The sequence below is a fragment of the Saccharibacillus sp. O23 genome (assembly GCF_002205895.1).
Taxonomy (GTDB): Bacteria; Bacillota; Bacilli; order Paenibacillales; family Paenibacillaceae; genus Saccharibacillus.
Map to the genome: position 1 here is coordinate 515,267 of NZ_NJDE01000002.1, position 24,464 is coordinate 539,730.

The window sequence follows — 24,464 nt, forward strand, 5'->3', positions numbered from 1 at the left end:
GGGGGAGGAAAATTAACATGATTATGAAAGATTGCCTTGCTATGCTTCTTGCCGGTGGAGAGGGTCGCAGACTTTCGCCGCTCACGTCTACGCTTGCCAAGCCTGCCGTACCTTTCGGGGGACACTACCGGATCATCGATTTTCCTCTTAGCAACTGCCTGAACTCGGGCATCCATACCGTGGGCGTATTGACTCAATATGCCGCCGAGTCTCTCCACGGACATATCGGAGAAGGCAGCCCTTGGCTTAACCGATCCGAGAACGGAGAGATCGCTTTGCTCCCTCCCGGCGAACACGGCGAATACCGCGGAACGGCCGATGCCATTACCAAAAATATCGAGTTTATCGATCGCCACGCTCCGGAACATGTTTTGATTCTGTCCGGCGATCATATCTACCATATGGATTACGCCAAGATGTTGGAAGCCCACAAATCTGCGGGAGCCGACGTGACGCTTTCCGTCATGCAGGTTCCGCTGAACGAAGCCCACCGTTTCGGCATCGTTACGACCGACGCCGCTCTGCGGGTCACGGATTTCGTGGAAAAGCCGGCCAAACCGATGAGCAGCTTGGCTTCTATGGGCATTTATCTGTTCAAATGGTCTTATCTGCGCCGTTATCTGCTGAACGATCTGCATAATAGCGCGTCCGGCCATGACTTCGGCAAAGACCTGCTCCCGATGATGATCCGAGACGGCTCTCAGGTCAGCGCTTATCCGTTTGCCGGTTATTGGAGAGACGTCGGCACGGTTAAAAGCTTGTGGGATGCGCATATGGATCTGCTCGGCGACGAAAGCGAATTCCGCTTGAACAAATCGGAATGGCCGATGTACACCAACCGCCAAGCGAGCCGTCCCGCCTTGTTCCGCCGCGGCCTATCCGTGTCCCCGATCGCTTCGATGGTCCACGAGACTTGCTCGAACGAAGGTTCGGTCAAACATTCCGTCATCTTCCGAGGCGTGCAGATCGGCAAAGGTTCGTCGGTCACCGACAGCGTGATCATGCCGAATGCCCACATCGGCCGCAACGCGAAGATCGAATATGCCATCATCGGCGAAGACGCCGTATTGAAAGACGGCGCCGTCGTCAAAGGAACGCCGGACGAGATCGTCGTGGTCGGACCTCAAGAGACGGTCTACGCCAAACCGGCTATCTTCGCCCAACCTGCCAAGGCCCGTTCGGACGCTTACGACTCGTCAGCCTTGCAGCGCGTCGGCGGAATGTCTTCGTAAACCGCCGTGTCTCTCAAAAAAGCCGTTCCCGCGATCTTTCGGGAACGGCTTTTTCGTGCGGCTCGGCTTAAAGACCGTCCGACACTAGCTTCTGGTACAAATTCACGTAACGGCCGCCGACCTCGCGCTTCAAGTCGCGTTCGGCGACGAAACGAAATCCGCCGCGAACGTAATAGGCGTTCAGGCTCGGCAGATGCGCTACGCAATCGAGACGCAGGCCCAGCTTGCCTCTTCTCGCTGCTTCTTTCTCGGCGAAACGCAGCATGAACCCGCCGTAATCGAGTCCCCGATATTCGGGCCGGACCGTCAATCGATGCAAATAAAGATACCGGTCGTCGTCGGCGTCCGCCCAGTAGGCCGGGTCGCTCTCCTGCAAGGTGAACAATCCCGCAGGGCGATCTTCCGCCGTAAGCAGAAAGACGCGGCGCGTATCGAAATAGCTCAGCACCGTTTGGGCATTGAACATTTCCGGTTTCCACTGCTCGACGCCGTTATCCACCATCACCTGCGCGGCTTCGCGCATCAGATTCGCCAGCAGTTCGGCTTCTTCGCGCTTCGCTTCGCGGATCCGCAGCCCGGCTTCGCTTCCGTTCGCGCGGACGGCTTCGTCCGTCTTTTCGTTTCTGTCAGGCGGCATGTTCCGCACCCGCTTTCTTGATCTTGGATTCCGATCAGTTCTGTTCTTCAGGCGTTTTCGGTTCTTCGCCGCCCGCGCTCGCCGCAGTTTCGCCTTCAGGCAGAACGGACATTGCTCCGTCTTCCAGCAGAGGAAGCTTAACGCTTACGGTCGTACCCACTCCGAGTTCGCTCGTAATATCCAGTTCCCCTTCATGCAGTTCGACCAGCTGCTGGGTGATCGCGAGTCCCAGACCGGTTCCGCCGCCCTGCGTGTTGACTTGGAAGAATCGATCTTTGACCCGCTTCAAGTTTTCGGCATCGATCCCGATCCCGCTATCTTGCACGGCCGTGCGCACCCAACCGTCTTCATGAACTAGATGCAGCACGATCACCGAATTTTCGTGCGAAAACTTGATGGCGTTATCCACGATGTTCAAGAAGACCTGCTTGAGCCGGTTGGCATCGCCGTACACCGGGAACGCCTCGCCTTCGGAATCGATTCGCAGCTTCACCTGTTTGAGCTCCGCTTTCGCCCAGACGTTCAGGACGATCTCTTTGAGCAGATCTTTCAGTTCGATCCGCCCCATGGTCAGCTTCATCTCGTTCTGTTGGAGCTTCGAGAAATCGAGCAGCTCTTCGACCAGCCCGATCAACCGTTCCGTTTCTTTGGCGATGATTCCCATGCCGATTCGCGTCTCGTCCGGGTCGTAGCCGCCGGAGTCCAACGTTTCGCTCCACCCTTTGATCGAAGTCAGCGGCGTTCTCAATTCATGCGAGATGGACGAAATAAAGTCGTCTTTGATCTGGTTGCTCCGGACGATCTCTTCCGCCATATAATTGAGCGTCGAACCCATCTCGCCCAATTCGTAGCGATAATCGCCTTCGACCCTGACGTCGAACCGGCCTTTCGCCATCTGAGCCGACACGGCGATAATATTGTTGATCGGACGCACGATCGAATTGGCGAGTCCGATACTGACGATCAGCACGATGATCAGAATTCCCGCGATGATCGACATCGAGACGAGCGTAATCTCGGTCAGGCGTTGATTGACCTTTTCGATCGAAGTGACGAAACGAGCCAGATAGACTTGCCCTCCGCCCTGCTGCAGCGTCGTCGTGACCGCCATGACCGGTTCTCCGGTGGTCGCTTGGCGCCCGATCCATTTGGCCGTGCCGCCGGAAGCCAGCGCCTGCGGAATATCGCTGGTCTGCACCGGTTTGTCCGAAGCGAAGCCCGAAGAACTGATCCGCACGTCGCCTTTGCCGTCGAGAATCTGAAGTTCGGCTTCCGGCAGCTTCAGCAGGCCGAGCAGTTGGCTCAGATATTCCATCTCGCTGTAATCGGCCGCATTGGTCGAGATCAGCGCGCTTCGCACCGTCGCGTCGATATGGCTGGATATCGTATTATAGATTGTATCGTAATAGTAGGCCCGGATCGCGAACAGAAAGACCACTTCTACCAGCATCAGCGCCAAGAAGATGACGATAAAATAGTGCAGGACGATCTGTCTGCCGATCCCTTTCTTAATCATTGCCCCTGGCCCTTCCATTTATAGCCGTGCCCCCATACCGTCTGCAAATATTCCGGTTCCGACGGATTGTCTTCGATCTTCTGGCGCAGTCTTCGAATATTGACGTCCACGATTTTCGGATCGCCCATGTATTCTTTGCCCCAGACATGGTCGAGCAGCACGTCGCGGCTGAGCGGCGTATTTTCTTTTTCCAAGAAAAATTGAATCAGCGAAAACTCCGTCGGCGTCAGCTCGATCGCCTGCCCGTTTTTCTTGAATTGTTTCGAAATCAGGTCCAGTTTGAACGGTCCCGAATCGAAAGTGACTTTGGCGGCCGTCTCGCGGTGCACGTTCACCCGCCGCAGCAGCGACTGGATGCGCGCGATCAATTCGGTCGGGCTGAACGGTTTGCTGACGTGATCGTCGGCTCCGACGGACAGCGCATAGACTTTATCCTGCTCTTGAACTTTGGCCGTCAGGAAAATGATGCCCATCCGTTCGTTCGTTTCCCGGATTCTGCGGCACACTTCGAACCCGTCGATGCCCGGCACCATAACGTCGAGCAGCGCGATGTCGATGCCCGGTTCCGTCTGCAGAATATGCAGCGCTTCGACGCCGTCTCCCGCTTCCAACACCTCGAAACCGTTGCGTCTGAGGTTGATGACGATAAAACTGCGAATGGACTCTTCGTCCTCCAATATCAATACTTTGCTCATGAGACTCCCCTTTCCGGACTATCAAACCGTCTGTTCATGAATGCTGCGATCAATTCGTCGGAATCCCGGTCTTGCTCGCGGCCAGATCTCCCTCGGGATTCACCCGGTACGCAATAACTTGGCTGCTCGCGCTGTACAGCTTGATCCAGCCTTTGCTTTCCGGTTCGTTCTGCCACTGGGCCGGCGTGAAGAAGCGAACTTCTTCGATCCATTCCCGATTGTCGATCCGCACGAACTGAAGATATTTGTCGACGATGGATACGGTATTCAGCGTGACCTTGCCGAGCAGTTCCTCCGGGAACGGCGGCAGCACGAAACGTCCGCCCGCGTCGCGATATTGTTCCTGAATCGGCGTTAAGCCTTTCTTTCCGTCCCACTGGCTGTAGACGGTAAGCATCGGAATGTCTTCGCTGTTCTGGAAATAACTCCAGCCGTCCGGGGTCTTCAAGGTACCGATCTCGATGATGCCGTCTCCGTTGACGTCTTCGCTTTTAAGCATGCCGTCTTTGAAAGCGGTCGTCTCGTCGATGACCGATTCGAGCACGCCGTTTTTCATCGTTATGATTTGCGTATACGTACTGGAACCGATCATGATGTCGAGCACCAGACCGTTCTGATCCGCCGAGATTTTGCCCGATGTCACGTGATAATACCCGGTTACCGTTTTATTGGGCAGATCGAGCGAAGCTATTTCTTGGAAATTCTTGTCTTGGTATTGATAGACGCGAATATCCGTGCCGATGTTCGGCTTCAAGTTAATGATCGCCAACTCTTCGCGTCCGGCGCCGTTCAAGTCTACCAGAGCAAAATCGGCATACGCCAATTTATTGCCCAGAATCTCCAGAGCTTGGCCGGTATAGGAATAGACCATCAGCAAGTTGCCGGCGCCGTTCGCGGCGTCTTCCCCGTCCACGCCGAACCCGGCCAGAATATCGACGTACCCGTCTCCGGAGATGTCCACGAATTCGAGTTTGTCCAGAACTTGGCCTTCGCCTTCGAAGTCCAGCATCTTGACCCACGTTCCTTCTTGTTCCTGCAAGATCATCAAGTGAAGATTCTCCGTGCTGTCCGCCGGCTTGTAAAATACGATGGCTTCCCTTACTCCGTCTCCGTCGAGATCCGAGTAATGGATCGCGCTCGTATCTTCGGAGTCGCGCGTTCGCACCTCCGTAGCCCCGACCGGAAGCTGTCTGTCGATCACGCTTTTGAGCGCTTCTTTGTCGGCCGGAAGACGCGGCGGCCGAATCAGCGACGTCGGGTCCGGCAGGGACAGCGTATCGCTGCATCCCGACAGAAGCAGCATTCCCGCCGCGCAGGCGGCGCTCAACCACATTTTTCTCATTCCAACGCTCACTCTCTTCCACCTAGGCCTGCCCGTTCGTCGGCGGCTGTTCATGCTCCGCTTACGACGAGGCGGCTCGGCGCGTTATAACCGAATTTTCTCGGCCGTCGTCAAACGGCGTCCCCGGACATCCAAAATGATCTTTCCGTCCTGCATGCCCCAGATCCGATGCGCATGCCGTTCGGCAAGCTCGATCGGGAGCACCGCGACGACCGTCGTCTCCTGTTTCTCGCACAGTTCTTTGAGCATACCCAGTACGTTGTCGGCCGTGTGCGGGTCCAGCCCGATCACCGGTTCGTCCGCGAGCAGCACGTTCGCGCCGTGCGCCAACGCGCGCGCCGTCGCGATCCGCTGCTTCTCGCCGCCGCTCAAGCTGCCCGCTTTCATCTTCGCTTTATCCAACAGGCCGAACGATTCGATCGTATCCATCGCGCCCATATAATCGTCCGTCCGCACCATGCCCGTCAACCTGCGCCACGCCGGCGTCTGGCCGACTTGGCCGATCAACACGTTCTTGAGCGCGGTGCGATTGGGATCCAGATCCGGGTTCTGCTGCAAATAAGCCCATTCTTTGCGGATTCGGCGTTTGCCGGACCATCCGGCTTTGAATACGTCCAAGTCGTCCACGACGAAGCTGCCGCCGTCCCAGTTCTCGCGCAGCGCCAGACAGCGCAGCAGCATGCTTTTGCCGCTGCCGCTCGGACCGACGATCGCCACGAATTCGCCGCGAACCAGATCGAAGTCTATGCCTTTAAGTACCGGTACTTTGTCGCTGCCTACGGTCTTTCTCAAGCCTCTAACCTTGATCATTCGCCATCCGACTCCCCTGACTTGGTAAACTTCACTTCTCTAGTGTACCCTGAAACGATTGCGGATTGCCACGTCAGGCCGTGTTTTTCTCGAAGTTTTTGCCTGCTTGTCCCCGGAAAAAGAACCCCAGCAGGCCGAACAGCGCATAAGCGCCGCCCATCAGCCAGAACAACAGGAACGGCGAACCGTGCTGCATGCCGTACCCGCCGATTCCCGGCCCGGCCATGCTCCCGATGCTGAAATGAAACGAAGCGACCACGTTCGCCGACGGTATCAATCCTTTCGGCAGCAGATCGGCGGCGTAGGCCATCCCCAGCGAGTAGAACGAGCCGACCAACCCGCCCGCCGAAGCGAACAGCAGGATATTGCTCCAGAGATGCGTGCCGGCCAGCGGGACGAGCGCAAACAGCAGACCGCCGCAGATGCCGGCCGTGATCAAGATCGGACGGCGGCCGAACTTGTCGCTGAGCATGCCGAGCGGCAGCTGCAAGATCAAGCCGCCGATCCCGACGCAGAGCAGCAGCAGCGCGATGTCTTCTTTGGCCAATCCGATGCGCAGTCCGTAGACCGGGAAATTCCCGTTCAGCGAAGCTTCCATGTATCCGTACAAGAAAGCGGGAACCAGAGCGAACCACGCATACCGGTAAATTTTCGGAAAACGCGAAAACCCGGCGGAATGATGCGCTTCCCGTTCCGGCCGGTATTCCGGAAGGAAACGCATGACGAGCAGCAGCACCAGCAGGAACAAGAATGCCAGCGCGACGAACGGAATGTAATGCCCGTAATCGACCAACCCGATGCCGAGCGGTCCGACGCTGAAGCCGATGCCGTAAGACATGCCGTACAAAGACAGATTGCGCCCCCGGTTTTCGGCGGGCGTGACCAGCAGCACCCACAATTGGGCCACGTAATTCAATGCGCTGTCGCCGGCTCCGACGATCAAGCGCAGCACGAACCAGACGCCGATTCCCGGAATCAGCGGGAACAGAGGCAGCGCGATCATGACCATCAACAGGCCGCCGATCAGCAGCTTTTTGAAGCCGACTACGCCGACGAGGCGTTCGGCCGCCAGCGTCATGGCAAAAGATCCGATGTACAGCGCCGCCGAGTTCAAACCGTTGACCGAAGCGGAAATCCCCTGCTGTTCGAGCAAGATGGAGAGCAAAGGAAGCAGCAGCCCTTGACTCAGCCCCGCCATGACGACGACGCCGAGCAGAATGTAGTACGAATATTTGGAATGTGAAGACAACGGCATTTCCTTCCTTTCGATGCGAATCAAGAGTTGACAAAGCAGTAGCAGACAAGGTAGTAGTGGACAAGTTCATGCGTTAACCTACATAATAGGTTCAAACGGCAGACGATGTTCGGCATAGGAGGTTATGGTTTGAATAATTACGAAGTCAAGATCGACGTATCCGAGATTTACGAACTTCTCGGCAGCTTTATGGTACATATCACGAAAAAGTGGCTCCCGAACCTCGATATCGGCGCGCAGTGGTCCGCCGATGCCGAAGCCGGGATGCCGCCCGATATGCAGCAGCGCTTCCTCGAAGCTGCCGAGTGGCCGTTCCTCGACTTTGACGCCCTGTACGCGCTGGTGATCGAACGCGAAGCGGACGAAGACATTCCCGCTTTCCTCGACCGTCTGCTGACCGAACCGGCGGAACGTCTGTTGGAGCGGATCTCCCCTCAGCTTCCGCTGTTGACGCAGGGCGACATGAGCCGAATCCAGAGGGATTACACGCCGCTGCTTAAATCGTGGTATACTTATTACTTTAAAAATATTCGCGAAGCTCTTTTGCCCTTGATCGAAGAAGATGCCGCGGAAAAGCTCGAACTGCTGCAAAAAATGGACGCGAGCGCTCTGGTCGAATACGCGTCGGGCGGTCTTGTCGTCGAAACGCCGCTCGATCTGAAAACGGTGATCCTGTTCCCGACCGTGCACAACCGGCCGATGAACACGTACTGTTTCTATCAGAACGTGCTGTTGATTCAATATCCGGTCGATGTGCCTGAGCCGGACGAAGACGAACCGCCTACCGTTCTGCTGCGCATGACCCGCGCGCTTGCCATGCCCGACCGGCTCAAGCTTCTGCGTTATGTCGCCGACCAACCTCGTTCCCTGCTTGAGATGGAACGCGATCTGGGGCAGCCTGCGGAGGCGCTGAAGCATCATATGGTGCTGCTGCGAACCGCCGGACTGCTGCGCACCTATATCGGAGAACAATCCAACGAAAAATTCAGCATACGTCCCGACGGGGCATCGGAATTGCAAATGTTTCTGGAATCGTATCTGCGCTTGTAATCGAATTCTCTGAAGCGCCTCGCGCCGAAGCCCCGCCGGGATCTCAGAAGGAGTGACATCCCATGACGGGCCCATACAAACAACATCTGATTTTCGATCTCGACGATACGCTCGTCTACTGCAACAAATATTTCGACCTGATACTGGACGAATTCTTCGCTCTCATGACCGACTGGTTCGCCGATTACGGGCTGAACGTCGAACAAGTCCGCGAGAAGCAGCTCGAGCTGGATATCGCCGGCGTTCATGTCGTCGGTTTCGCCAGCCATCATTTTCCCGAATCGCTGATCGCGACGTATCGCTATTTCGCCCAAGTCTACGGACGGATCGGCAGCGCTTCGGAAGAAGCCAAACTGATGAAGCTCGGACTCAGCGTATACGATCAGGAGGTCGAAGCGTATCCCGGCATGGTCGAGACGCTCGAACGGCTGCGCGGCGAAGGCCACGGCTTGTATCTCTACACCGGCGGCGAAGACAAGATCCAGCAGCGCAAGATCGATCAGATGAAGCTCGGCACCTACTTCGGCGGCGATATCTTTATCCGTCAGCACAAGAACGTGCAGGCGCTGGAAGGCATACTGCAAGCCAAGTCCCTGCCTCGCTCCGCCACTTGGATGATCGGCAATTCGCTGCGGACGGATATCGCGCCCGCGCTGACGGCCGATCTCAACGCGATTTATTTGAAGCAGGAACGCGAATGGGCGTATAACCTCGTCGATCTGGATCATTCGTCCAAAGGCACGCTGCATACGGTATCGAAGCTGCCCGAAGTTCCGGAGCTGATCGACCGTCACGTACGCGCTTCTTTCCAAAAACGGACCCTTTAAACAGGGCCCGTTTTTTTCTTGTCCGCCGGTCGGTCCGGTCGCTGCTGCGTCCGGTTGTCCGAACGATCGGGGAACAAGAAATCCAGCTTTTTGCGCTCGCCGTTCCAAGACAGCGCCGCGTCGAACGTTTTATCGCCTTTCGCGAATCCTTTGAGCACCAGCGTCTGTCCTTTGTCGAGCAGCCGCTTGACCTGCGTTTCGGAGATCGATTTGCCCAGAATCTTTTTGGAAATCGTGAACAGGCAGGACGGATAACCGGTACAGCCGTACAGCTTTTTCTTATCGACGACCGGTTTGCCGCAGATCGGACAGGCTCCGAGTTCCGGAGATCCGCCGCCTTCCTTCGCTCCGGGAGCTCCGTTCCCTTTGCCTCCGCCGGAACGATTGTAAGCGGGACGTTCTTCGCCGCTCGGCAGTTCGACCGTAAACGACCAGCCTTTCTCCGCGGCGATCGCATCGGATACGATCTTCTGCGCCAGACGCTGAGCCTGCTCCATGAACGCTTTCGGCGATTCCTGGCCTTGACCGATCTCGCCCAGACGCTGCTCCCATTTGGCCGTCATTTCCGCCGAAGCCAGAACGCTTTCGCCGAGCGCTTCGATCAGCACCGTGCCTTTGTTGGTCGCGTACACCATATTTTTGCGGACGTCGATATACTGGCGGTCTTTCAATCCGCCGATGATGCCCGCCCGCGTCGCTTCCGTCCCTAACCCCTCCGTGCGCTGAAGCACTTTTTCGAGTTCGGCGTTGTCGAGATGTTTGCCGGCCGTTTTCATCAGCGTGATCAATTGGCCTTCGGTGTAGCGTTTCGGCGGCTGCGTTTTGCCTTCTTTGACCTGAATATCCGCAACGGTTCCGGCATCGCCTTCTTTGACGGGCGGCAGCACGGACAGATCTTCGTCGTCTTCTTCTTTGTCGCTTTTGTCTTCCTCTTTGCCCGGCTTGGCTTTTTTCTTGGGCGTATTGTCGTACAGCACTTTGCGCCAGCCTTCCTGCACGATCACTTTGCCTTTGGTCATAAAAGGATCGCGGCCGTCCACCAACGTAACGAGGTTCGTATAATCGATGATCGCTTTCTCTTCGTGAGCGGCGATCAGGCGTTTGGCGATCAAGAGATATAAATTCAGATGCATGCCTTGAAGTTTGCCGGGCGTCGGCACTTGCTCGGTCGGGATGATCGCGTAGTGGTCTCCGACTTTGGCGGCGTTCACGTACCGTTTATTGCCGATCAGCGTCGGTTTCGGCGCGGGCAGGAACGGTTTGAGTTCGTTGAATCCGGCGAGTTTTTGCAAAATATCGGGAAACTGCTTGGCTTCTTCGTCCGTCACGTACGACGAATCGGAACGCGGGTACGAAATATAGCCGTCCAGATACAACTGCTGCAAACCGCTCAGCGTGTCCTGCGGCGAATATTTGAAGATCTGGTTGGCGGACGCTTGCAGCGACGACAAGGAAAACAACTGAGGCGGCTGGAACTCTTTGCGCTCCGTTTCGATCGAATCCACGACCGCGTTTTTGCCTTCGCAGCGGGCGCGAATCTCTTCCGCTTCTTCCGGCGTCTTCAGCCGCGTTTCTTCGCCTTTGAACCAAGTGCCTTCGTACTCCGCGCCGTTGATCTCGAATTTCGCTTTGACTTCCCAGAACGGTTCCGGTTTGAAATTGGCGATTTCTTTCTCCCGGGCGACGATCAGCGCAAGCGTCGGACTCTGCACCCGTCCCGTGGAGAAAACGCCCTGTACGCCGCGGCGTTGGAACAGCAGCGAATACACGCGCGAGCCGTTCATGCCGACCAGCCAGTCCGCGCAGGAGCGGCTGACCGCTTCGTAATACAGATTGCGCGTTTCGCCTTCGTCTTTGAGATTAGCGAATCCCTGCTCGACCGCCCGGGGCGTCAGCGACGAGATCCACAGCCGCTTCATCGGTTTCTTGATCCCGCTGAGCTGAATAATGATCCGTACGATATATTCCCCTTCCCGCCCGGCGTCGCTCGCGATGATGATCCCGTCCACTTCGGGGCGCTTCAGCAGGTCTTTCAGCAGATTGAACTGTTTGGCTTTCGACGGGGTGATGCGATGTTTGAATTTGCCCGGCAGAATCGGCAGGCTGTCGAGACTCCAACGCTTGTAGGCCGGATCGTACTCCTCCGGCGGCACAAGCTCGCAAATATGCCCGACCGCCCAACTGACATAAGCGCCGTCCGGAAACGCGGGGCAGCGGGCGATCTCGATATATCCTTGTGTTTTTTTGTGTGGAAACGGTGCGGCCAGCTTCGCTCCCTGGTCGGGTTTCTCCGCAATGATAAGCTGCAAGTTGATCTCCTCCTGTGGGTTCAAGCAAGCAAAAGGCCGAGAGGACCCCTCCCGGCCCGCTTGGCCACGTGTCTTCGAACCTATATCCGAATATTTATTTTAGCATGCAGGAACGGTTTGTGCCAGCAGCAGACAGAAAATACGAAGTGCATACACGTGTGATGTGAATGTTATTTTATATGACTCAATTCTTGCCATTCGTTAAAAAAATCTTTATTTATCGTTTTTGGTGTTATATAATATCACCAATAGTTACTTGTTAAGCATAAAAAAAGGCCGTGCCCGAGGCACGACCTTTCCGATCCGTTCGCGAACGGATCGAATCTATTGCTAATCATCGAGATTAAGCGAGAACGCTGGCTCCCATCAAGAACTTATCGACTTCGCGCGCGGCTTCGCGACCTTCGTTGATCGCCCAGACCACCAAGCTCTGACCGCGACGCATGTCTCCGGCCGCGAATACTTTGTCCACGTTCGTTTTGTAGTCGCCGTATTTGGCTTTGACGTTCGTCCAACGGTCCGTCGCAAGTCCGAGCTGCTGCGCCAAGGTTTGTTCCGGTCCGTCGAAACCGATCGCGATCAGCGCCATCTGCGCCGGGAATACGCGTTCCGTGCCTTCGATCGGAGCATAAATCTTACGACCGGTCTCCGGGTCTACGGTACGTTGGATTTGAATGGTATGCAGCTCTTTCAAGTTGCCTTCTTCGTCGCCGACGAATTTGGTCGTCATGATCGAGAATTCGCGCGGATCGTCGCCGAAGATCGCTTTGGCTTCTTCCTGCGCATAATCCAGCGTATAGACATTCGGGAATTGCGGCCACGGATTGGACGCCATATCGCGTTCAAGCGGGGCTTTTTGGTGCGTGCCGAACTGCGTGATGCTGCTGCAGCCGTGACGCAGGGAAGTCGCCACGCAGTCGGAACCGGTATCCCCGCCGCCGATCACGATCACGTCTTTGCCGGCTGCCGAGATATAATTGCCGTCTTCGAGACCGGAATCCAGATAGCTTTTGATCGTGCCGTTCAAGAAATCCATCGCGTAAGTGACGCCTTTGAGATTGCTGCCTTCAATGTTGAATTCTCGCGGCTTCGTTGCACCGCCGCAAAGCACGACAGCGTCATAGTCGTCCATCAACTGCTGTGCCGGGATATCTTTGCCGATCTCCGTCGAAGTGACGAACGTGATGCCTTCCGCGGCCAACAGATCGACCCGGCGCTGCACGACGCTTTTTTCGAGTTTCATCGACGGAATGCCGTAAGTCAGCAGACCTCCGACACGGTCGGAACGCTCGTACACCGTCACATAATGGCCGGCCTTGTTCAGCTGAGCCGCGCAAGCCAGACCTGCCGGACCGGAGCCGATAACCGCTACTTTATGACCCGTACGGTGCTTCGGAGGCTCGGGCTGCACCCAACCTTCCGCGAAGCCTTTCTCGATAATCGCTTCTTCGATCGTCTTGATCGTCACCGGCTGCCCGATCAGGCCTACCGTACAAGAACCTTCGCACGGCGCCGGACAGATTCTGCCGGTAAATTCGGGGAAGTTGTTGGTCTTATGCAGACGGTCCAACGCTTCTCTCCACTGCCCGCGGTAGACGAGGTTATTCCACTCCGGAATCAGGTTATGCACCGGACAACCGGAAGTGCCTCCGCTCATGTTGACGCCCACATGACAATATGGCGTGCCGCAGTCCATACATCTGGCTCCCTGCGTACGCAGTTCTTCTTCCGACATATGTTTATGGAACTCTTCCCAATCTTTGACGCGCTCAAGCGGACTACGGTCCGCAGGAATCTGCCGTTTGTATTCCATAAATCCAGTAGGTGTAGACATCGAACGTTTCCCCCATCCCGCATAGTCCCTTGTCAACACTATTCGATCAAGAGTTGAAAGGGCCATAGTTTCTCGATATTGGCCTGCTGCTCTGCTCTCTAAGCAATCTGCTGGCAAGCGATATATTTCAACTATAATACCATCTTTCATTCTGAATTTGAAATAGATTATACGGAAATTAATTTGTATTTTCTGAAGAACGTTCGTAAATTTCAAAAACGTACACATACTTATTCTTTTCGTCGCGCGGACCTTCCGTCGACTGCGTCAGCTTCCAACCGTTCCAATCGACCTTCGGGAAAAAGGCGTCGCCTTCGAATTCGCCGTGCACGCGGGTGACGCGCAGACGGTCGGCCAGCGGAAGGAACAGCTCATAAATCTGCGAACCTCCGATGATCATGACCTCTTCGCCTTCGGAAGCCGCCAGTGCTTCTTCGGCCGTATGGACGACGTGCGCGCCTTCCGCGGTCCAAGAAACGTCGCGCGTCAGTACGATATTCTGCCGGTCTTTCAGAGGCTTCCCGCCGAACGACTCCCATGTCCTGCGTCCCATCACGACCGGCTTGCCGAGCGTTTGCTGTTTGAAATAAGCCATATCGGCCGGAATGCGCCAAGGAAGCGCATTATCCCGGCCGATCAGACCGTTCGCGTCCTGTGCCCATATCATCGTAATCATCGGCATCCTTCTCCTTTATACGGCGATCGGCGCTTTGATGCCCGGCTGCGGATGGTAGTCGACGAATTCGAAGTCTTCGTAGCGGTAATCGAAGATCGAGTCGGGCTTGCGCAAAATGCGCAGCTGAGGCAGCTTGCCGGGTTCGCGTCCCAATTGTTCTTTGACTTGTTCGATATGGTTGGAATAGATATGCACGTCGCCTCCGGACCACACGAACTCGCCTACTTCCAATCCGCACTGCTGCGCGATCATATGGGTGAGCAGCGCATAACTGGCGATATTGAAAGGAAGGCCGAGGAACGTATCGACCGAACGCATGGTCAACATGCACGACAATTTGCCGTCCGCCACGTAGAACTGGAACAGCAAATGGCACGGAGGCAGCTTCATATTGTCGATCTCCGCCACGTTCCAAGCGCTCACGATATGCCGGCGGGAATCGGGGTTATTGCGGATCGATTCGATCACCTGGGCGATCTGGTCGAATTTGCGGCCGTCCGGACCTTCCCAAGCGCGCCACTGCGAACCGTAGACCGGTCCCAATTCTCCGTTTTCGTCCGCCCATTCGTTCCAGATGCGCACGCCGTTCTCCTGCAAATAATGAACGTTGGTGTCGCCTTTGAGGAACCAGAGCAGTTCGTGCACGATCGATTTCAGATGCAGCTTTTTGGTCGTGAGCAGAGGAAAGCCTTCGTTCAGATCAAAATGAAGCTGCCGGCCGAATACCGATACCGTTCCGGTTCCTGTCCGATCTCCTTTTTCCGTTCCGTTATCCAAAATGTCTTGCAGCAAGTCCAAATATTTACGCAAAAAAGTCACCTCTCTATGGGAACGTTCGAACGTTTCCCGCTCCTATTTTCGATCCTTTACCCAATCCACAATCAAGCTCGTTCCTCTAGTTTATCATGCCCGGCTCTGTAATGAACAGGCTTGACAGAAGTCGAAAAATCGATATGCACGCAAAAAAAACGGATGCCAGAAGGCATCCGTCGGCTCGGAAAACGGCCCGGTTCGCGCGCAGCGAAACCGGCATTCCGAATTCCTTATCGTTCGATTAACGCTTTTTAGGAGCCAGAGCGTGGATCGGGTTGCCCAGAACCAGCTCGGCCGCTTCCATCACGATCTCGCCCAGCGTCGGGTGAGCGTGAATCGTCAGCGCCAGATCTTCCAGAGTCGCGCCCATTTCCACGGCCAGACCCATTTCGGCGATCATGTTGGTCGCTTCAAGACCGACGATTTGGCTGCCCAGTACGGTACCGGTGCCTTCTTCGGCTACGATCTTGACGAAACCTTCCGGATGGTTCAGCGATACGGCACGGCCGTTGCCGCCGTAGCTGAATTTGCCGGCTGCGACTTTGAAGCCTTTTTCTTTGGCTTCTTTTTCGGTCAGGCCTACGCTTGCGCATTCCGGATCCGTGAAGACCACGGCAGGCATGCACTTGTAGTCGACGACGGACGGATGTCCGGCAATCGCTTCGGCAGCGACTTTACCTTCGTACGACGCTTTGTGAGCCAGCGCCAGACCCGGTACGATATCGCCGATCGCGAAGATGTGCGGGATGTTGGTACGGCCTTGTTCATCGACTTTGATCAGACCGCGCTCGGTCAGTTCGATGCCGATCAGGTCCAGACCCAGTTCGCCGTCGGTGTTCGGACGACGTCCGACCGTTACGAGCAAGTAATCGGCCGTGATTTCTTTGTCTTCGCCGTTGACGGAGAATTTAACCGTAACGTCTTTGTCCGTTTGCGTAGCGCTCTCGGCTTTGGCGTTCGCGAAGATTTCGATGCCGTCTTTTTTCATCGTTTTGGACACGAGGTTGGTCATGTCTTTGTCGAATCCAGGCAGAACGGTATCCAGACCTTCGATGATCGTCACTTTCGTGCCGAATTTCGCGTACATTTGACCCAGCTCGGCACCGATGTAGCCGCCGCCGATCACGACGAGGCTTTTCGGAATCTCAGGCAGGTTCAGCGCTTCCGTGGAAGACAGAATGCGTCCGCCGAACGGGAACGGCTTCAACTCGATCGGGCGGGAACCCGTCGCGATGATGCAGTTCTTGAAACGGTAGCGAGGCGATTCGTGGTCGTTGAACACGCGCGCTTCATGTTCGTTGATGAACATGCATTCGCCGTTGAATACTTCCACGTTGTTGCCTTTGAGCAGGCCGGTTACGCCGCTCGTCATTTTTTTGACGACGCCGTTTTTGAATTCTTGAGTCTTGGCGAAGTCGACTTTAACGTCGCTCGCCGAGATGCCGAAAGCCTCGCCGTGTTTGGCGTTCTCGTAGCTGTGAGCTGCCGAGATCAGGGCTTTGGACGGGATGCAACCGCGGTTCAGGCAGACGCCGCCGAGTTCGGCTTTGTCTACGATCAGAACTTTTTGTCCCAGCTGCGCGGCGCGGATGGCGGCTACATAGCCGCCGGGTCCCGCACCGATTACCAATGTGTCAATATCCAGGGAAGCGTCTCCTACTACCATTGTTTATACCTCCATTACCATCAGCTCGGGATTAGCGAGCAGGGATTTAAGATAGTTCATGCAATTTTGTGCAGTAGCGCCGTCGATCAGACGGTGGTCGAAGCTCAGAGACAGAGCCATCATCGGAGCAGCTACGATTTCGCCGTTTCTTACGATGGCTTTTTCGCTGATGCGGCCCGTTCCGAGGATTGCCACTTCCGGATAGTTAATGATCGGAGTGAAGAACATACCGCCTGCGGAACCGATGTTCGTGATGGAGATCGTGCTGCCTCTCATCTCGTTCGGCGCAAGCTTGCCGTCGCGGCCGCGTTTTGCCAGATCGCTGATCGATTCCGCGATCTTGAACACGCTCTTGCGGTCGGCGTCTTTGATTACCGGTACGATCAGACCGTTTTCCGTGTCCGTCGCGATACCGATATCATAGTGTTTCTTGTAGACGATCTCGTTCGCTTCTTCGTCGATCGAAGCGTTCAGAGCCGGGAATTCGCGTACGGCGGCAACCAGGGCTTTGACGATGAACGGCAGGTAAGTAACCTTGATGCCTTTCTTCTCGGCCAGAGGTTTCATGCGAGTACGGAAAGCAACCAGTTCGGTTACGTCGACTTCGTCCATGATGGTAACGTGCGGAGCCGTATAAGCCGATTTGACCATCGCGTTCGAGATGGCTTTGCGGATGCCCTTGAACGGTACGCGCTCTTCGTCGGCAGCTGCAGCCGATGCGGCAGGAGCCGATGCGGCTTTCGCAGGAGCTTCCGATTTGGCGGCAGCCGGAGCCGTCGTTGCGGCTGCGGCAGGAGCCGATGCCGCGGCAGCCGGAGCTTGCCCGCCGTTTTTCTTGAAGTTCTCTACGTCTTCGCGAGTGATCTTGCCGTTTTTGCCGGAACCTTGAATTTGTCCGATTTCCACGCCTTCTTCGCGAGCGAATTTGCGTACGCTCGGCGTTGCCAGAACTTCGCGGTTCGGTGCTGCGGCAGTCGAAGCAGCTGCAGGAGCCGATACCGGAGCGTTGGCTTCGGCCGCAGGAGCGGACTCTTCGATCGTTTCCGAGCCTTCCGGCAGTTCGCCTTCGACTTCGATGATCGCTACGATGTCGCCTACATGGTGAGTCTCTCCGTCGGCAACGCGAACTTCGACGACCGTGCCGTTAACCGGGCAAGGCACTTCGACGACCGCTTTGTCGTTTTGGACTTCCATGATGATATCGTCGTCGGTGACTTTGTCTCCGACTTTGATGTGCATCTTGACGATTTCGCCTTCGTGCAGGCCTTCGCCCAGTTCAGGGAACTTGTAAGCGAATTTGTTGCTGCCCGATGCGGAACCTTGCGATGCCGAAGGATCTGCCGTCGCAGGAGAAGAAGCAGCGCTTGTGTCCGCTCCGCCGACTGCGGCGCTCGATTCTTGAGCCGCGTCCGCTTCCGGAGCGCTCTCCGAACCTTCCGGCAGTTCGCCTTCCGCTTCGATGATCGCCACGATGTCGCCGACATGGCGAGTCTCGCCGTCCGCGGCGCGGACTTCGAGTACCGTACCGTTGACCGGGCAAGGCACTTCGACGACGGCTTTGTCGTTTTGCACTTCCATGATGATATCGTCGTCGGTGACTTTGTCTCCGACTTTGATGTGCATCTTGACGATTTCGCCTTCATGCAGGCCTTCGCCAAGCTCTGGGAATTTATATTCAAACTTTGCCACGTTGCACTACCTCCTTCTGGATATTACGAATTAAAATTCAAGAACCTTTTTCACGCTCGTGATGATGCGCTCAGGCGTCGGCAGCCATGCGTCCTCGATTTGCGCGAACGCGTAAACCGTATCCGGAGGAGTCACGCGCAGAACAGGAGCTTCCAGGTGAAGAATGGCTTTTTCGTTGATTTGCGCAATCACTTCGGCGGCTACGCCGGAAGTTTTTTGAGCTTCTTGAACCACGATCGCGCGGTTCGTTTTCTTGATCGAAGTCACGATCGTATCGATATCGAGCGGGTTGAGCGTGCGCAGGTCGATGACTTCGGCTTTGATGCCTTCTTTTTCGAGTTGATCGGCTGCTTTTACGGAAGTGTGCACGCACATGCCGTAAGTCAGGATCGTCACGTCGGAACCTTCGCGCACGACGTTCGCTTTGCCCAACTCGACCGTGTATTCGCCTTCCGGCACTTCGGCGCGGAATGCATGGTACAGGTTCAAGTGTTCCATGAAGAAGACCGGATCGTTATCGCGGATCGCGGAGATCAGCAGGCCTTTGGCGTCGTAAGGGTTCGAAGGAACGACCACTTTGATGCCCGGGCTTTGAACCAGCAGACCTTCAAGCGCGTCGGTATGCAGTTCCGCCGCTTTTACGCCGCCGCCGAAAGGCGTACGGAATACGATCGGGGAATTGTAACGGCCGCCCGAACGGTAACGCATGCGCGCCGCTTGAACGATCATTTGGTCGAGTGCTTCGAAGATGAAGCCGACGAATTGGATCTCGGCGATCGGACGGAAACCTTGCACGCCCAGACCGACCGCCATGCCGCCGATTGCCGACTCGGCCAGCGGCGTATCGAATACGCGCTCTTCGCCGAACTCTTTTTGCAGGCCTTCCGTTACGCGGAATACGCCGCCCACGTTACCTACGTCTTCGCCGAAGATAAGCACGTTCGGATCGCGTTTCAGTTCCACGCGCATTGCGTCGCGGATTGCTTCTTTCATATTCATTTGTGCCATTGCTACATTTCCTCCTTAACGTTACGTTCAATGGATAATGCCGAATCTATATGTGTTTCCTGTTCGTTTATGCGCAAGTAAAGATGTCCGGAAGAACGCCGTGCCGCAGCGCGGCGTCCCGCCGAAACCCTCGTTCTTATTGGAAGTCCGCTTTTTGCTCTTCCAGATGTTTAGGCGTAACTTCGAACATCGAATCGATCAGGCCGGAAACCGTCATTTTCTCGGTTTTTTCGGCTTTTTTGATTTGTTCGGCTACGGTTTCTTTGGCTTCCGCTCTTACGCGTTCCGTGTCTTCGGCAGTCCAAAGGCCTTTTTTCTCCAGATATTTCGCAAGGCGAGTGATCGGATCTTTCTCGCTCCATTGTCCTTCTTCTTCTTTCGTACGGTACTTGGAAGTATCGTCGGACAGGGAGTGCGGTTTGAAGCGGTAAGTCACGGCTTCGATCAAAGTCGCGCCTTCGCCGTTGCGTCCGCGCTCGGCAGCGTCTTGAACCGCTTTGATGACGGCGAATACGTCCATGCCGTCGATCTTAACGCCTTTGATGCCTGCCGCAACCGCTTTGTGAGCGATGGACAGCGCAGCGGTTTGCTTCGCGAACGGAGTCGTGATCGCGTAACCGTTGTTTTGCACGAAGAAGATTACAGGCAGTTTGTATACGCCCGCGTAGTTCAGGCCTTCGTAGAAGTCGCCTTCCGACGAACCGCCGTCACCCGTATAAGTGATCGCGACTTGTTTTTGTTTTTTCAGTTTGAAGCCCATTGCGATCCCCATCGCGTGCAGGATCTGCGCGCCGATGATGATTTGCGGCATCAGAACGTTTACGCCTTCCGGAATCTGTCCGCCGTGTTGATGACCGCGGGAATACAGGAATGCTTGGTACAAAGGAAGACCGTGCCATACGAGCTGCGGAATATCGCGGTAGCCCGGGCAAACGAAGTCTTCTTTTTGCAGAGCGAACTCGCTGCCGACCATCGTCGCTTCTTGGCCGGATACCGGCGCGTAGAAACCGAGACGGCCTTGACGGCCCAAGTTGATCGCTCTTTCGTCCCAAGTACGGGTAAATACCATGCGACGCATAACTTCTTTCAGTTGATCGTCGGTCAGTTCCGGCATCAACGCTTCGTTAACAATTTCGCCATCTGGCGAAAGAACGGAAAGAGCCTCGACTTCTTCCGTGTATACTTCATAAGGAACCTTGCTCATTATTTTCACCTCAATAAAAAATTTGAATATCATGTCCCTCTGTTATATCATTATTATACACCTGTTTCATAAGTTCGTCAAAGGAATTGAGCATTTTTATTAAGAAATACCTTTGATTGTATATATAACAGGTTTATATTTATGGTATAACAACAAGAATAGATTCGAACATTTCGCGTCTTTTTCGTCCGCACAAGCTCAATCTTACCGTATTCGCGCCTTCCATGTAAAGCGTATGCAAAACAGAGTACTTTACCTGAAAAAGGAGAGAATTTTCGTGACAGATTCCCGCTACTTGAAACGCACGATTGTGAAAGAAGTCATTGAAAGCCGATTTCTGAAAGAAGAAAGATCCCTTAGAATTTATCTGCCTCCAGGTTATAACGAAGTGCTCAGCTATCCGGTCGTATACTGCCAAGACGGGGAAGAGTTTTTCAATTTCGGACGCATCGCGACGTATGCCAACCAACTGATTCTCGACGAAGGCGTCGAACCGTTCATCGTGGTCGGAATCGAAGTCGACGTCAAAAAAAGAACAGCCGAATACGCGCCGTTCGGAGATCGGCATGAAGCGTACGTGCGCTGCATTATGGAAGAAATCATCCCGTTCGTCGAACAGAAATACCGTGCCCGCTCCGACGACCGCGTACTGGCCGGCGATTCGCTGGGCGGTTCGATGTCGCTCCACCTCTCCCTTCTTTATCCGGGCGAATTCCCTCGAATCATCAGTCTGTCGGGGGCTTATTACGAAGAATCCCAGAAGATCATCGCCCGCGAATCGGATCTCGGCTGGCTCGACGTATTTATGATCGTAGGGCTGCAGGAAAACGAGTACCAGACCGATCACGGCATCTTCGATTTCGTCGATCTTAATCGCCGGACGCGCGATCTTCTGTCGGAACGCGGAGCGACCGTTCGTTACGCGGAGAAAGAAGGCAAGCATCTATGGGGATTCTGGCAAAAAGAGCTTCCGGACGCACTCAAGTATTTTTTAACCCGTTGACGGGGACGTAAAGCGCTTAATTTTGTCGAAAAATCGAATTGCAACTTAGCAACCTCTCCGATCGCCGCGGCTCATGCATTGTTTTGTGCTCCCGGCGTCCGGTATACTGAGTTCGAAACCGATGGAAAGGAGGCTGATCGCTTGAGCGACAAACGCGTGATCATTATTTCGGGAGGAGACTGGGCGGACGAGTATCTGGATCATATCCGGCCCGGCGACCTGCTGATCGGAGCCGATCGCGGCGCCCTGATGCTGATCGAGCACGGTCTTCGTCCGGACATCGCCGTGGGCGACTTCGATTCCGTGTCCGACCTCGACGCCGAACGAATTCGCGATTTGAGCGGACGGATCGATTCTTGCGATCCGGTCGACAAGAATTATACCGATACGGATCTCGCTTTCGAGTTGGCCTTGAACGAACGTCCTTCGGAGATCGTGCTCCTCGGGGCGACCGGCGGCCGCATGGACCATACGCTCGCCAACGTGCAGCTGCTGATTCGCGCTTTGCATCATCAAGTCGCTTGCAGCATTCGGGACCGCAACAACTATATTCAGCTCACGGGAAGCCGATTGGTCGTCGAAGATCTCGGGTTTACTTACGTATCTTTGATTCCGGCCACGATGGAAGTGAGCGGCGTGACCTTGGAAGGATTCGCTTATCCGCTCGAGAACGCCACGCTGCGCCAGGGCCAATCGCTGGCGGTCAGCAATCAGCTCGCGGCGCCGAGCGGCACGGTCTCGATCGAAAGCGGATTATTGTTCGTGATTCAGAGCCGCGACTGACTTCTCGGCGCGGAAAAGAAAAAGAGCACGGATTCCCGAGATTTCAAGCGTTCGGGAGCCCGTGCTCTTTTTTTCGCAAATAATCCGTAGACCTCAGCAGCTTCTTCGGTATATAGTCAAGCTATAGACGGTCTTTGCGTCTGCTCGTAAAGACCGTTCGGCTTTACCGGCACTTACTTTCTGTAAAAGAAAGGCGGATCTTATGGACATCGGAAGCAAACTTCGTTATTTGCGCAAAGCGCGCCATCTATCTTCGATCGAATTGGCTCAACGGGCCAACGTCTCTCAATCCTCCATCAGCGACATCGAATGCAATCGGCGTTCGCCGAGGCTGAATACGCTTACCAGCCTCAGCCGCGCGCTGGGACTTCCTCTTTCCGAACTTCTTCCCGTCGACGACCTGCTCGAACACCCGCTCAAAGACAACGAACGCGAACTGCTCGACTTGTTCGCAAGGCTCGACGATGCGCAGCAGCGGCATCTGATCGATTTGATTCGGAGCTTCGCGGTACAGCGAGAACCTTATAAGGCGGAACGAACCGTTCGTTCGTAAAAGGCCGGCATGCGGTCGAACGGTTTCCGACAAGCGTCTTCCGGCCGCTTGTTTACCGAATCGGGAAATACCCGGATCGGGCCGCGTCCTTCTCGCTGTCGAACGTCTCCTCGATCTTCGCGGGCAGATCTTCCGCGCGGCGAGAATAATAGCGAATCCCGCTCGCCGGATCGATCGATCCGTACACCGCTTTTTTCCGAACCAAACGCCCTCCTCCGAAGGAATAATTGTTATACGCTTGATCGCCGACCGGAATGCCTTGCAGAAACGCCACGATCCCGATGTCGTCGATCCCGTTATTCCACTCTTCCCGAGAAATTTGCGGCAACGTGAATCGGTAATCGATTCCGTAACGCGAAGCGTATGCGTTATGACGATTGATCGCGGAAGCGAGATCGTCTTGAATCGACTGAACGATCGCGCGCCTGCGAACGTTCTCGAACGTATCCGCATCTTGAAGCAGCGCGATATTCAGATTGCCCGCGATTTCTTTACGGAACCCTTGCACCCAAGAAGACGATTTGCGGTCGTACGCTTTGACGAAGCTGTCGAGCGTAAACTGCACCGCATTGCCCGAAGCATCCGAATACGCATAGGGCTTTTTGGGCGACCAGACCGCCCTCATTCGAGAGTGACCCGAAGAATCCACGAAGTCTTCGACCGAATAAATAAAGTAGCCGTCGTAATCGATGATCGCGATCGCCGGAACGTAGCCGGTCAATGCGCCTAGAGCCGCGGCATCGTCTTGCACGCCGAAGTTCAACGAGAGCGTCCGGTAGAAAGCATCCACGGCCCGCTCCTTATCGGCGCGAAAAAACTTGCTTGATCCGTAGCCCGGTTCATGGTCTTGATCGGAAGTATCGTTCAGCAGCGCGGCCGCGTCCTGCACGGCCGTTCGCATCGCCGCGTTGTATCGGTACGTCAGCTGCCGCGCTTCTTCCTGATCGTCCAGATGCATGGCGGCGATCCGAAAAAACGGAAAGAAGATCATCGCGAACACGAGCGCAAAACTAATAGTCTTCATTCACAACCATTCCTTCATAGTTTACCGTGATCGAGGCTTGACCGTCCGTATTGTCGTTCAGCAGAAAATCCCAAAGCTGCGCCGCAGGCGTACGGTTGACGTTGCGCAAAGAAATGCCGATATAATCGCCGACCTGCATCTTGTAGCGTCGAGAATCGTCGTCTGCGGCTTTGCCGTTATCCGGGAACAAGACCGAGAGAATCTGCGTATCGTAAAATCCGTCGTAGTACGTCGTAAAGCTTCCTTTAAAAGTATCCGGATCGGCGGAATCGCTGTAATCCGGGCCGTAACGTTTATGAAGATGCTGCAGCTTAACTTCGTACGGGTTGCCTGTCGCGGCAAGCTTGGCGTTAAAGTCTTGATAAACCTGCGGAGTCAGATACCCTTTGGTCCGTGCGCTGTCGATCAACCGAACAGCCGCCTCCTGCACCGTCGCGGCGGCCAATTTGTCTTGGCTTCTGGCCTGTTCGTACATCGGGTACATGAAGAGCAGCAGCACCGCGAGCAAAGCGGCGAAAATACCGGTGACGTATTTCAT

22 protein-coding genes are annotated in these 24,464 nt (G+C 55.3%); 6 read left to right on the plus strand and 16 right to left on the minus strand.

Annotation, left to right across the window (positions count from 1 at the left end; translation table 11 throughout):
- Window positions 1-17: 17 nt before the first annotated feature.
- Window positions 18-1,232, plus strand: a complete 1,215-nt coding sequence (locus CDO73_RS03865) for a glucose-1-phosphate adenylyltransferase (protein ID WP_088487161.1) — start codon at window positions 18-20, stop codon at window positions 1,230-1,232.
- 67 nt (window positions 1,233-1,299) lie between these two features.
- Here CDO73_RS03865 and CDO73_RS03870 read toward each other — a convergent pair whose 3' ends face one another.
- The 6 genes from CDO73_RS03870 to CDO73_RS03895 all read right to left on the minus strand — a co-directional run bounded on the left by CDO73_RS03870 (window position 1,300) and on the right by CDO73_RS03895 (window position 7,481).
- The gene (locus tag CDO73_RS03870) at window positions 1,300-1,869 is read right to left on the minus strand and encodes a GNAT family N-acetyltransferase (RefSeq protein ID WP_088487162.1); all 570 of its coding nucleotides are present in this window, start codon (window positions 1,867-1,869) and stop codon (window positions 1,300-1,302) included.
- Window positions 1,870-1,903: 34 nt separating this feature from the next.
- The gene (locus CDO73_RS03875; protein WP_088487163.1) at window positions 1,904-3,385 is read right to left on the minus strand and encodes a sensor histidine kinase; all 1,482 of its coding nucleotides are present in this window, start codon (window positions 3,383-3,385) and stop codon (window positions 1,904-1,906) included.
- The gene (locus CDO73_RS03880; RefSeq protein WP_087797311.1) at window positions 3,382-4,080 is read right to left on the minus strand and encodes a response regulator transcription factor; all 699 of its coding nucleotides are present in this window, start codon (window positions 4,078-4,080) and stop codon (window positions 3,382-3,384) included. The genes CDO73_RS03875 and CDO73_RS03880 overlap by 4 nt, the downstream gene beginning before the upstream one ends.
- A 49-nt stretch (window positions 4,081-4,129) precedes the next feature.
- Window positions 4,130-5,422, minus strand: a complete 1,293-nt coding sequence (locus CDO73_RS03885; RefSeq protein ID WP_143536064.1) for a hypothetical protein — start codon at window positions 5,420-5,422, stop codon at window positions 4,130-4,132.
- 84 nt (window positions 5,423-5,506) lie between these two features.
- A complete protein-coding gene (locus tag CDO73_RS03890; protein ID WP_088487165.1) occupies window positions 5,507-6,232 on the minus strand; it encodes a phosphonate ABC transporter ATP-binding protein in 726 nt (241 codons plus the stop codon).
- A 73-nt stretch (window positions 6,233-6,305) separates the two neighbouring features.
- Window positions 6,306-7,481, minus strand: a complete 1,176-nt coding sequence (locus CDO73_RS03895) for an MFS transporter (RefSeq protein ID WP_088487243.1) — start codon at window positions 7,479-7,481, stop codon at window positions 6,306-6,308.
- A gap of 135 nt (window positions 7,482-7,616) precedes the next feature.
- Between CDO73_RS03895 and CDO73_RS03900 the strand changes: the two genes are divergently transcribed.
- Together CDO73_RS03900 and CDO73_RS03905 are read left to right on the plus strand one after the other, a co-directional pair.
- Window positions 7,617-8,537 (plus strand): ArsR/SmtB family transcription factor, encoded by a 921-nt coding sequence (locus CDO73_RS03900; RefSeq protein WP_256972547.1) that lies wholly within the window; start codon window positions 7,617-7,619, stop codon window positions 8,535-8,537.
- A 62-nt stretch (window positions 8,538-8,599) separates the two neighbouring features.
- Window positions 8,600-9,364, plus strand: a complete 765-nt coding sequence (locus tag CDO73_RS03905; RefSeq protein ID WP_088487167.1) for an HAD family hydrolase — start codon at window positions 8,600-8,602, stop codon at window positions 9,362-9,364.
- On the opposite strand, the gene CDO73_RS03910 is transcribed toward CDO73_RS03905, so the two are convergent.
- From CDO73_RS03910 to pdhA, 8 genes are all read right to left on the minus strand, one after another.
- A complete protein-coding gene (locus CDO73_RS03910) occupies window positions 9,361-11,673 on the minus strand; it encodes a DNA topoisomerase III (protein ID WP_088487168.1) in 2,313 nt (770 codons plus the stop codon). The genes CDO73_RS03905 and CDO73_RS03910 overlap by 4 nt on opposite strands.
- 343 nt (window positions 11,674-12,016) lie before the next feature.
- Window positions 12,017-13,507, minus strand: a complete 1,491-nt coding sequence (locus tag CDO73_RS03915; protein ID WP_088487169.1) for a glutamate synthase subunit beta — start codon at window positions 13,505-13,507, stop codon at window positions 12,017-12,019.
- A 178-nt stretch (window positions 13,508-13,685) separates the two neighbouring features.
- Window positions 13,686-14,189, minus strand: a complete 504-nt coding sequence (locus tag CDO73_RS03920; protein ID WP_088487170.1) for a dihydrofolate reductase — start codon at window positions 14,187-14,189, stop codon at window positions 13,686-13,688.
- 9 nt (window positions 14,190-14,198) lie between these two features.
- On the minus strand, window positions 14,199-14,993 hold the full coding sequence (locus CDO73_RS03925) for a thymidylate synthase (RefSeq protein WP_088487171.1): 795 nt from the start codon (window positions 14,991-14,993) through the stop codon (window positions 14,199-14,201).
- A 244-nt stretch (window positions 14,994-15,237) separates the two neighbouring features.
- Window positions 15,238-16,662, minus strand: coding sequence for a dihydrolipoyl dehydrogenase (lpdA, locus tag CDO73_RS03930; protein WP_088487172.1), 1,425 nt, complete (start codon window positions 16,660-16,662; stop codon window positions 15,238-15,240).
- Window positions 16,663-16,665: 3 nt separating this feature from the next.
- Window positions 16,666-18,351: a 2-oxo acid dehydrogenase subunit E2 gene (locus CDO73_RS03935; protein WP_088487173.1), complete on the minus strand. Its 1,686-nt coding sequence runs from the start codon at window positions 18,349-18,351 to the stop codon at window positions 16,666-16,668.
- A 30-nt stretch (window positions 18,352-18,381) separates the two neighbouring features.
- Window positions 18,382-19,359: an alpha-ketoacid dehydrogenase subunit beta gene (locus CDO73_RS03940; RefSeq protein WP_088487174.1), complete on the minus strand. Its 978-nt coding sequence runs from the start codon at window positions 19,357-19,359 to the stop codon at window positions 18,382-18,384.
- Between the two features lie 136 nt (window positions 19,360-19,495).
- The gene (gene pdhA / locus CDO73_RS03945; RefSeq protein WP_088487175.1) at window positions 19,496-20,563 is read right to left on the minus strand and encodes a pyruvate dehydrogenase (acetyl-transferring) E1 component subunit alpha; all 1,068 of its coding nucleotides are present in this window, start codon (window positions 20,561-20,563) and stop codon (window positions 19,496-19,498) included.
- A gap of 277 nt (window positions 20,564-20,840) precedes the next feature.
- Between pdhA and CDO73_RS03950 the strand changes: the two genes are divergently transcribed.
- From CDO73_RS03950 to CDO73_RS03960, 3 genes are all read left to right on the plus strand, one after another.
- Entirely contained in the window at window positions 20,841-21,566 is a 726-nt protein-coding gene (locus CDO73_RS03950; RefSeq protein ID WP_088487176.1) for an alpha/beta hydrolase, read from the plus strand.
- A 141-nt stretch (window positions 21,567-21,707) separates the two neighbouring features.
- Window positions 21,708-22,349: a thiamine diphosphokinase gene (locus tag CDO73_RS03955; protein ID WP_088487177.1), complete on the plus strand. Its 642-nt coding sequence runs from the start codon at window positions 21,708-21,710 to the stop codon at window positions 22,347-22,349.
- A 202-nt stretch (window positions 22,350-22,551) separates the two neighbouring features.
- Window positions 22,552-22,902: a helix-turn-helix domain-containing protein gene (locus CDO73_RS03960; protein ID WP_088487178.1), complete on the plus strand. Its 351-nt coding sequence runs from the start codon at window positions 22,552-22,554 to the stop codon at window positions 22,900-22,902.
- Window positions 22,903-22,954: 52 nt separating this feature from the next.
- Here the strand turns inward: CDO73_RS03960 and CDO73_RS03965 are convergent, their stop codons facing one another.
- Both CDO73_RS03965 and CDO73_RS03970 read right to left on the minus strand, forming a co-directional pair.
- Window positions 22,955-23,926, minus strand: a complete 972-nt coding sequence (locus CDO73_RS03965) for a hypothetical protein (protein WP_088487179.1) — start codon at window positions 23,924-23,926, stop codon at window positions 22,955-22,957.
- Window positions 23,913-24,464: a hypothetical protein gene (locus CDO73_RS03970; RefSeq protein ID WP_088487180.1), complete on the minus strand. Its 552-nt coding sequence runs from the start codon at window positions 24,462-24,464 to the stop codon at window positions 23,913-23,915. The genes CDO73_RS03965 and CDO73_RS03970 overlap by 14 nt, the downstream gene beginning before the upstream one ends.

Coding starts and splice junctions, on each gene's coding strand:
- CDO73_RS03890 (WP_088487165.1), bottom strand. CDS start 6,232: ATGATCAAGGTTAGAGGCTTGAGAAAGACCGTAGGCAGCGACAAAGTA.
- CDO73_RS03875 (WP_088487163.1), bottom strand. CDS start 3,385: ATGATTAAGAAAGGGATCGGCAGACAGATCGTCCTGCACTATTTTATC.
- CDO73_RS03885 (WP_143536064.1), bottom strand. CDS start 5,422: ATGAGAAAAATGTGGTTGAGCGCCGCCTGCGCGGCGGGAATGCTGCTT.
- CDO73_RS03940 (WP_088487174.1), bottom strand. CDS start 19,359: ATGGCACAAATGAATATGAAAGAAGCAATCCGCGACGCAATGCGCGTG.
- pdhA (WP_088487175.1), bottom strand. CDS start 20,563: ATGAGCAAGGTTCCTTATGAAGTATACACGGAAGAAGTCGAGGCTCTT.
- lpdA (WP_088487172.1), bottom strand. CDS start 16,662: ATGGTAGTAGGAGACGCTTCCCTGGATATTGACACATTGGTAATCGGT.
- CDO73_RS03880 (WP_087797311.1), bottom strand. CDS start 4,080: ATGAGCAAAGTATTGATATTGGAGGACGAAGAGTCCATTCGCAGTTTT.
- CDO73_RS03915 (WP_088487169.1), bottom strand. CDS start 13,507: ATGTCTACACCTACTGGATTTATGGAATACAAACGGCAGATTCCTGCG.
- CDO73_RS03905 (WP_088487167.1), top strand. CDS start 8,600: ATGACGGGCCCATACAAACAACATCTGATTTTCGATCTCGACGATACG.
- CDO73_RS03865 (WP_088487161.1), top strand. CDS start 18: ATGATTATGAAAGATTGCCTTGCTATGCTTCTTGCCGGTGGAGAGGGT.
- CDO73_RS03965 (WP_088487179.1), bottom strand. CDS start 23,926: ATGAAGACTATTAGTTTTGCGCTCGTGTTCGCGATGATCTTCTTTCCG.
- CDO73_RS03970 (WP_088487180.1), bottom strand. CDS start 24,464: ATGAAATACGTCACCGGTATTTTCGCCGCTTTGCTCGCGGTGCTGCTG.
- CDO73_RS03920 (WP_088487170.1), bottom strand. CDS start 14,189: ATGCCGATGATTACGATGATATGGGCACAGGACGCGAACGGTCTGATC.
- CDO73_RS03960 (WP_088487178.1), top strand. CDS start 22,552: ATGGACATCGGAAGCAAACTTCGTTATTTGCGCAAAGCGCGCCATCTA.
- CDO73_RS03870 (WP_088487162.1), bottom strand. CDS start 1,869: ATGCCGCCTGACAGAAACGAAAAGACGGACGAAGCCGTCCGCGCGAAC.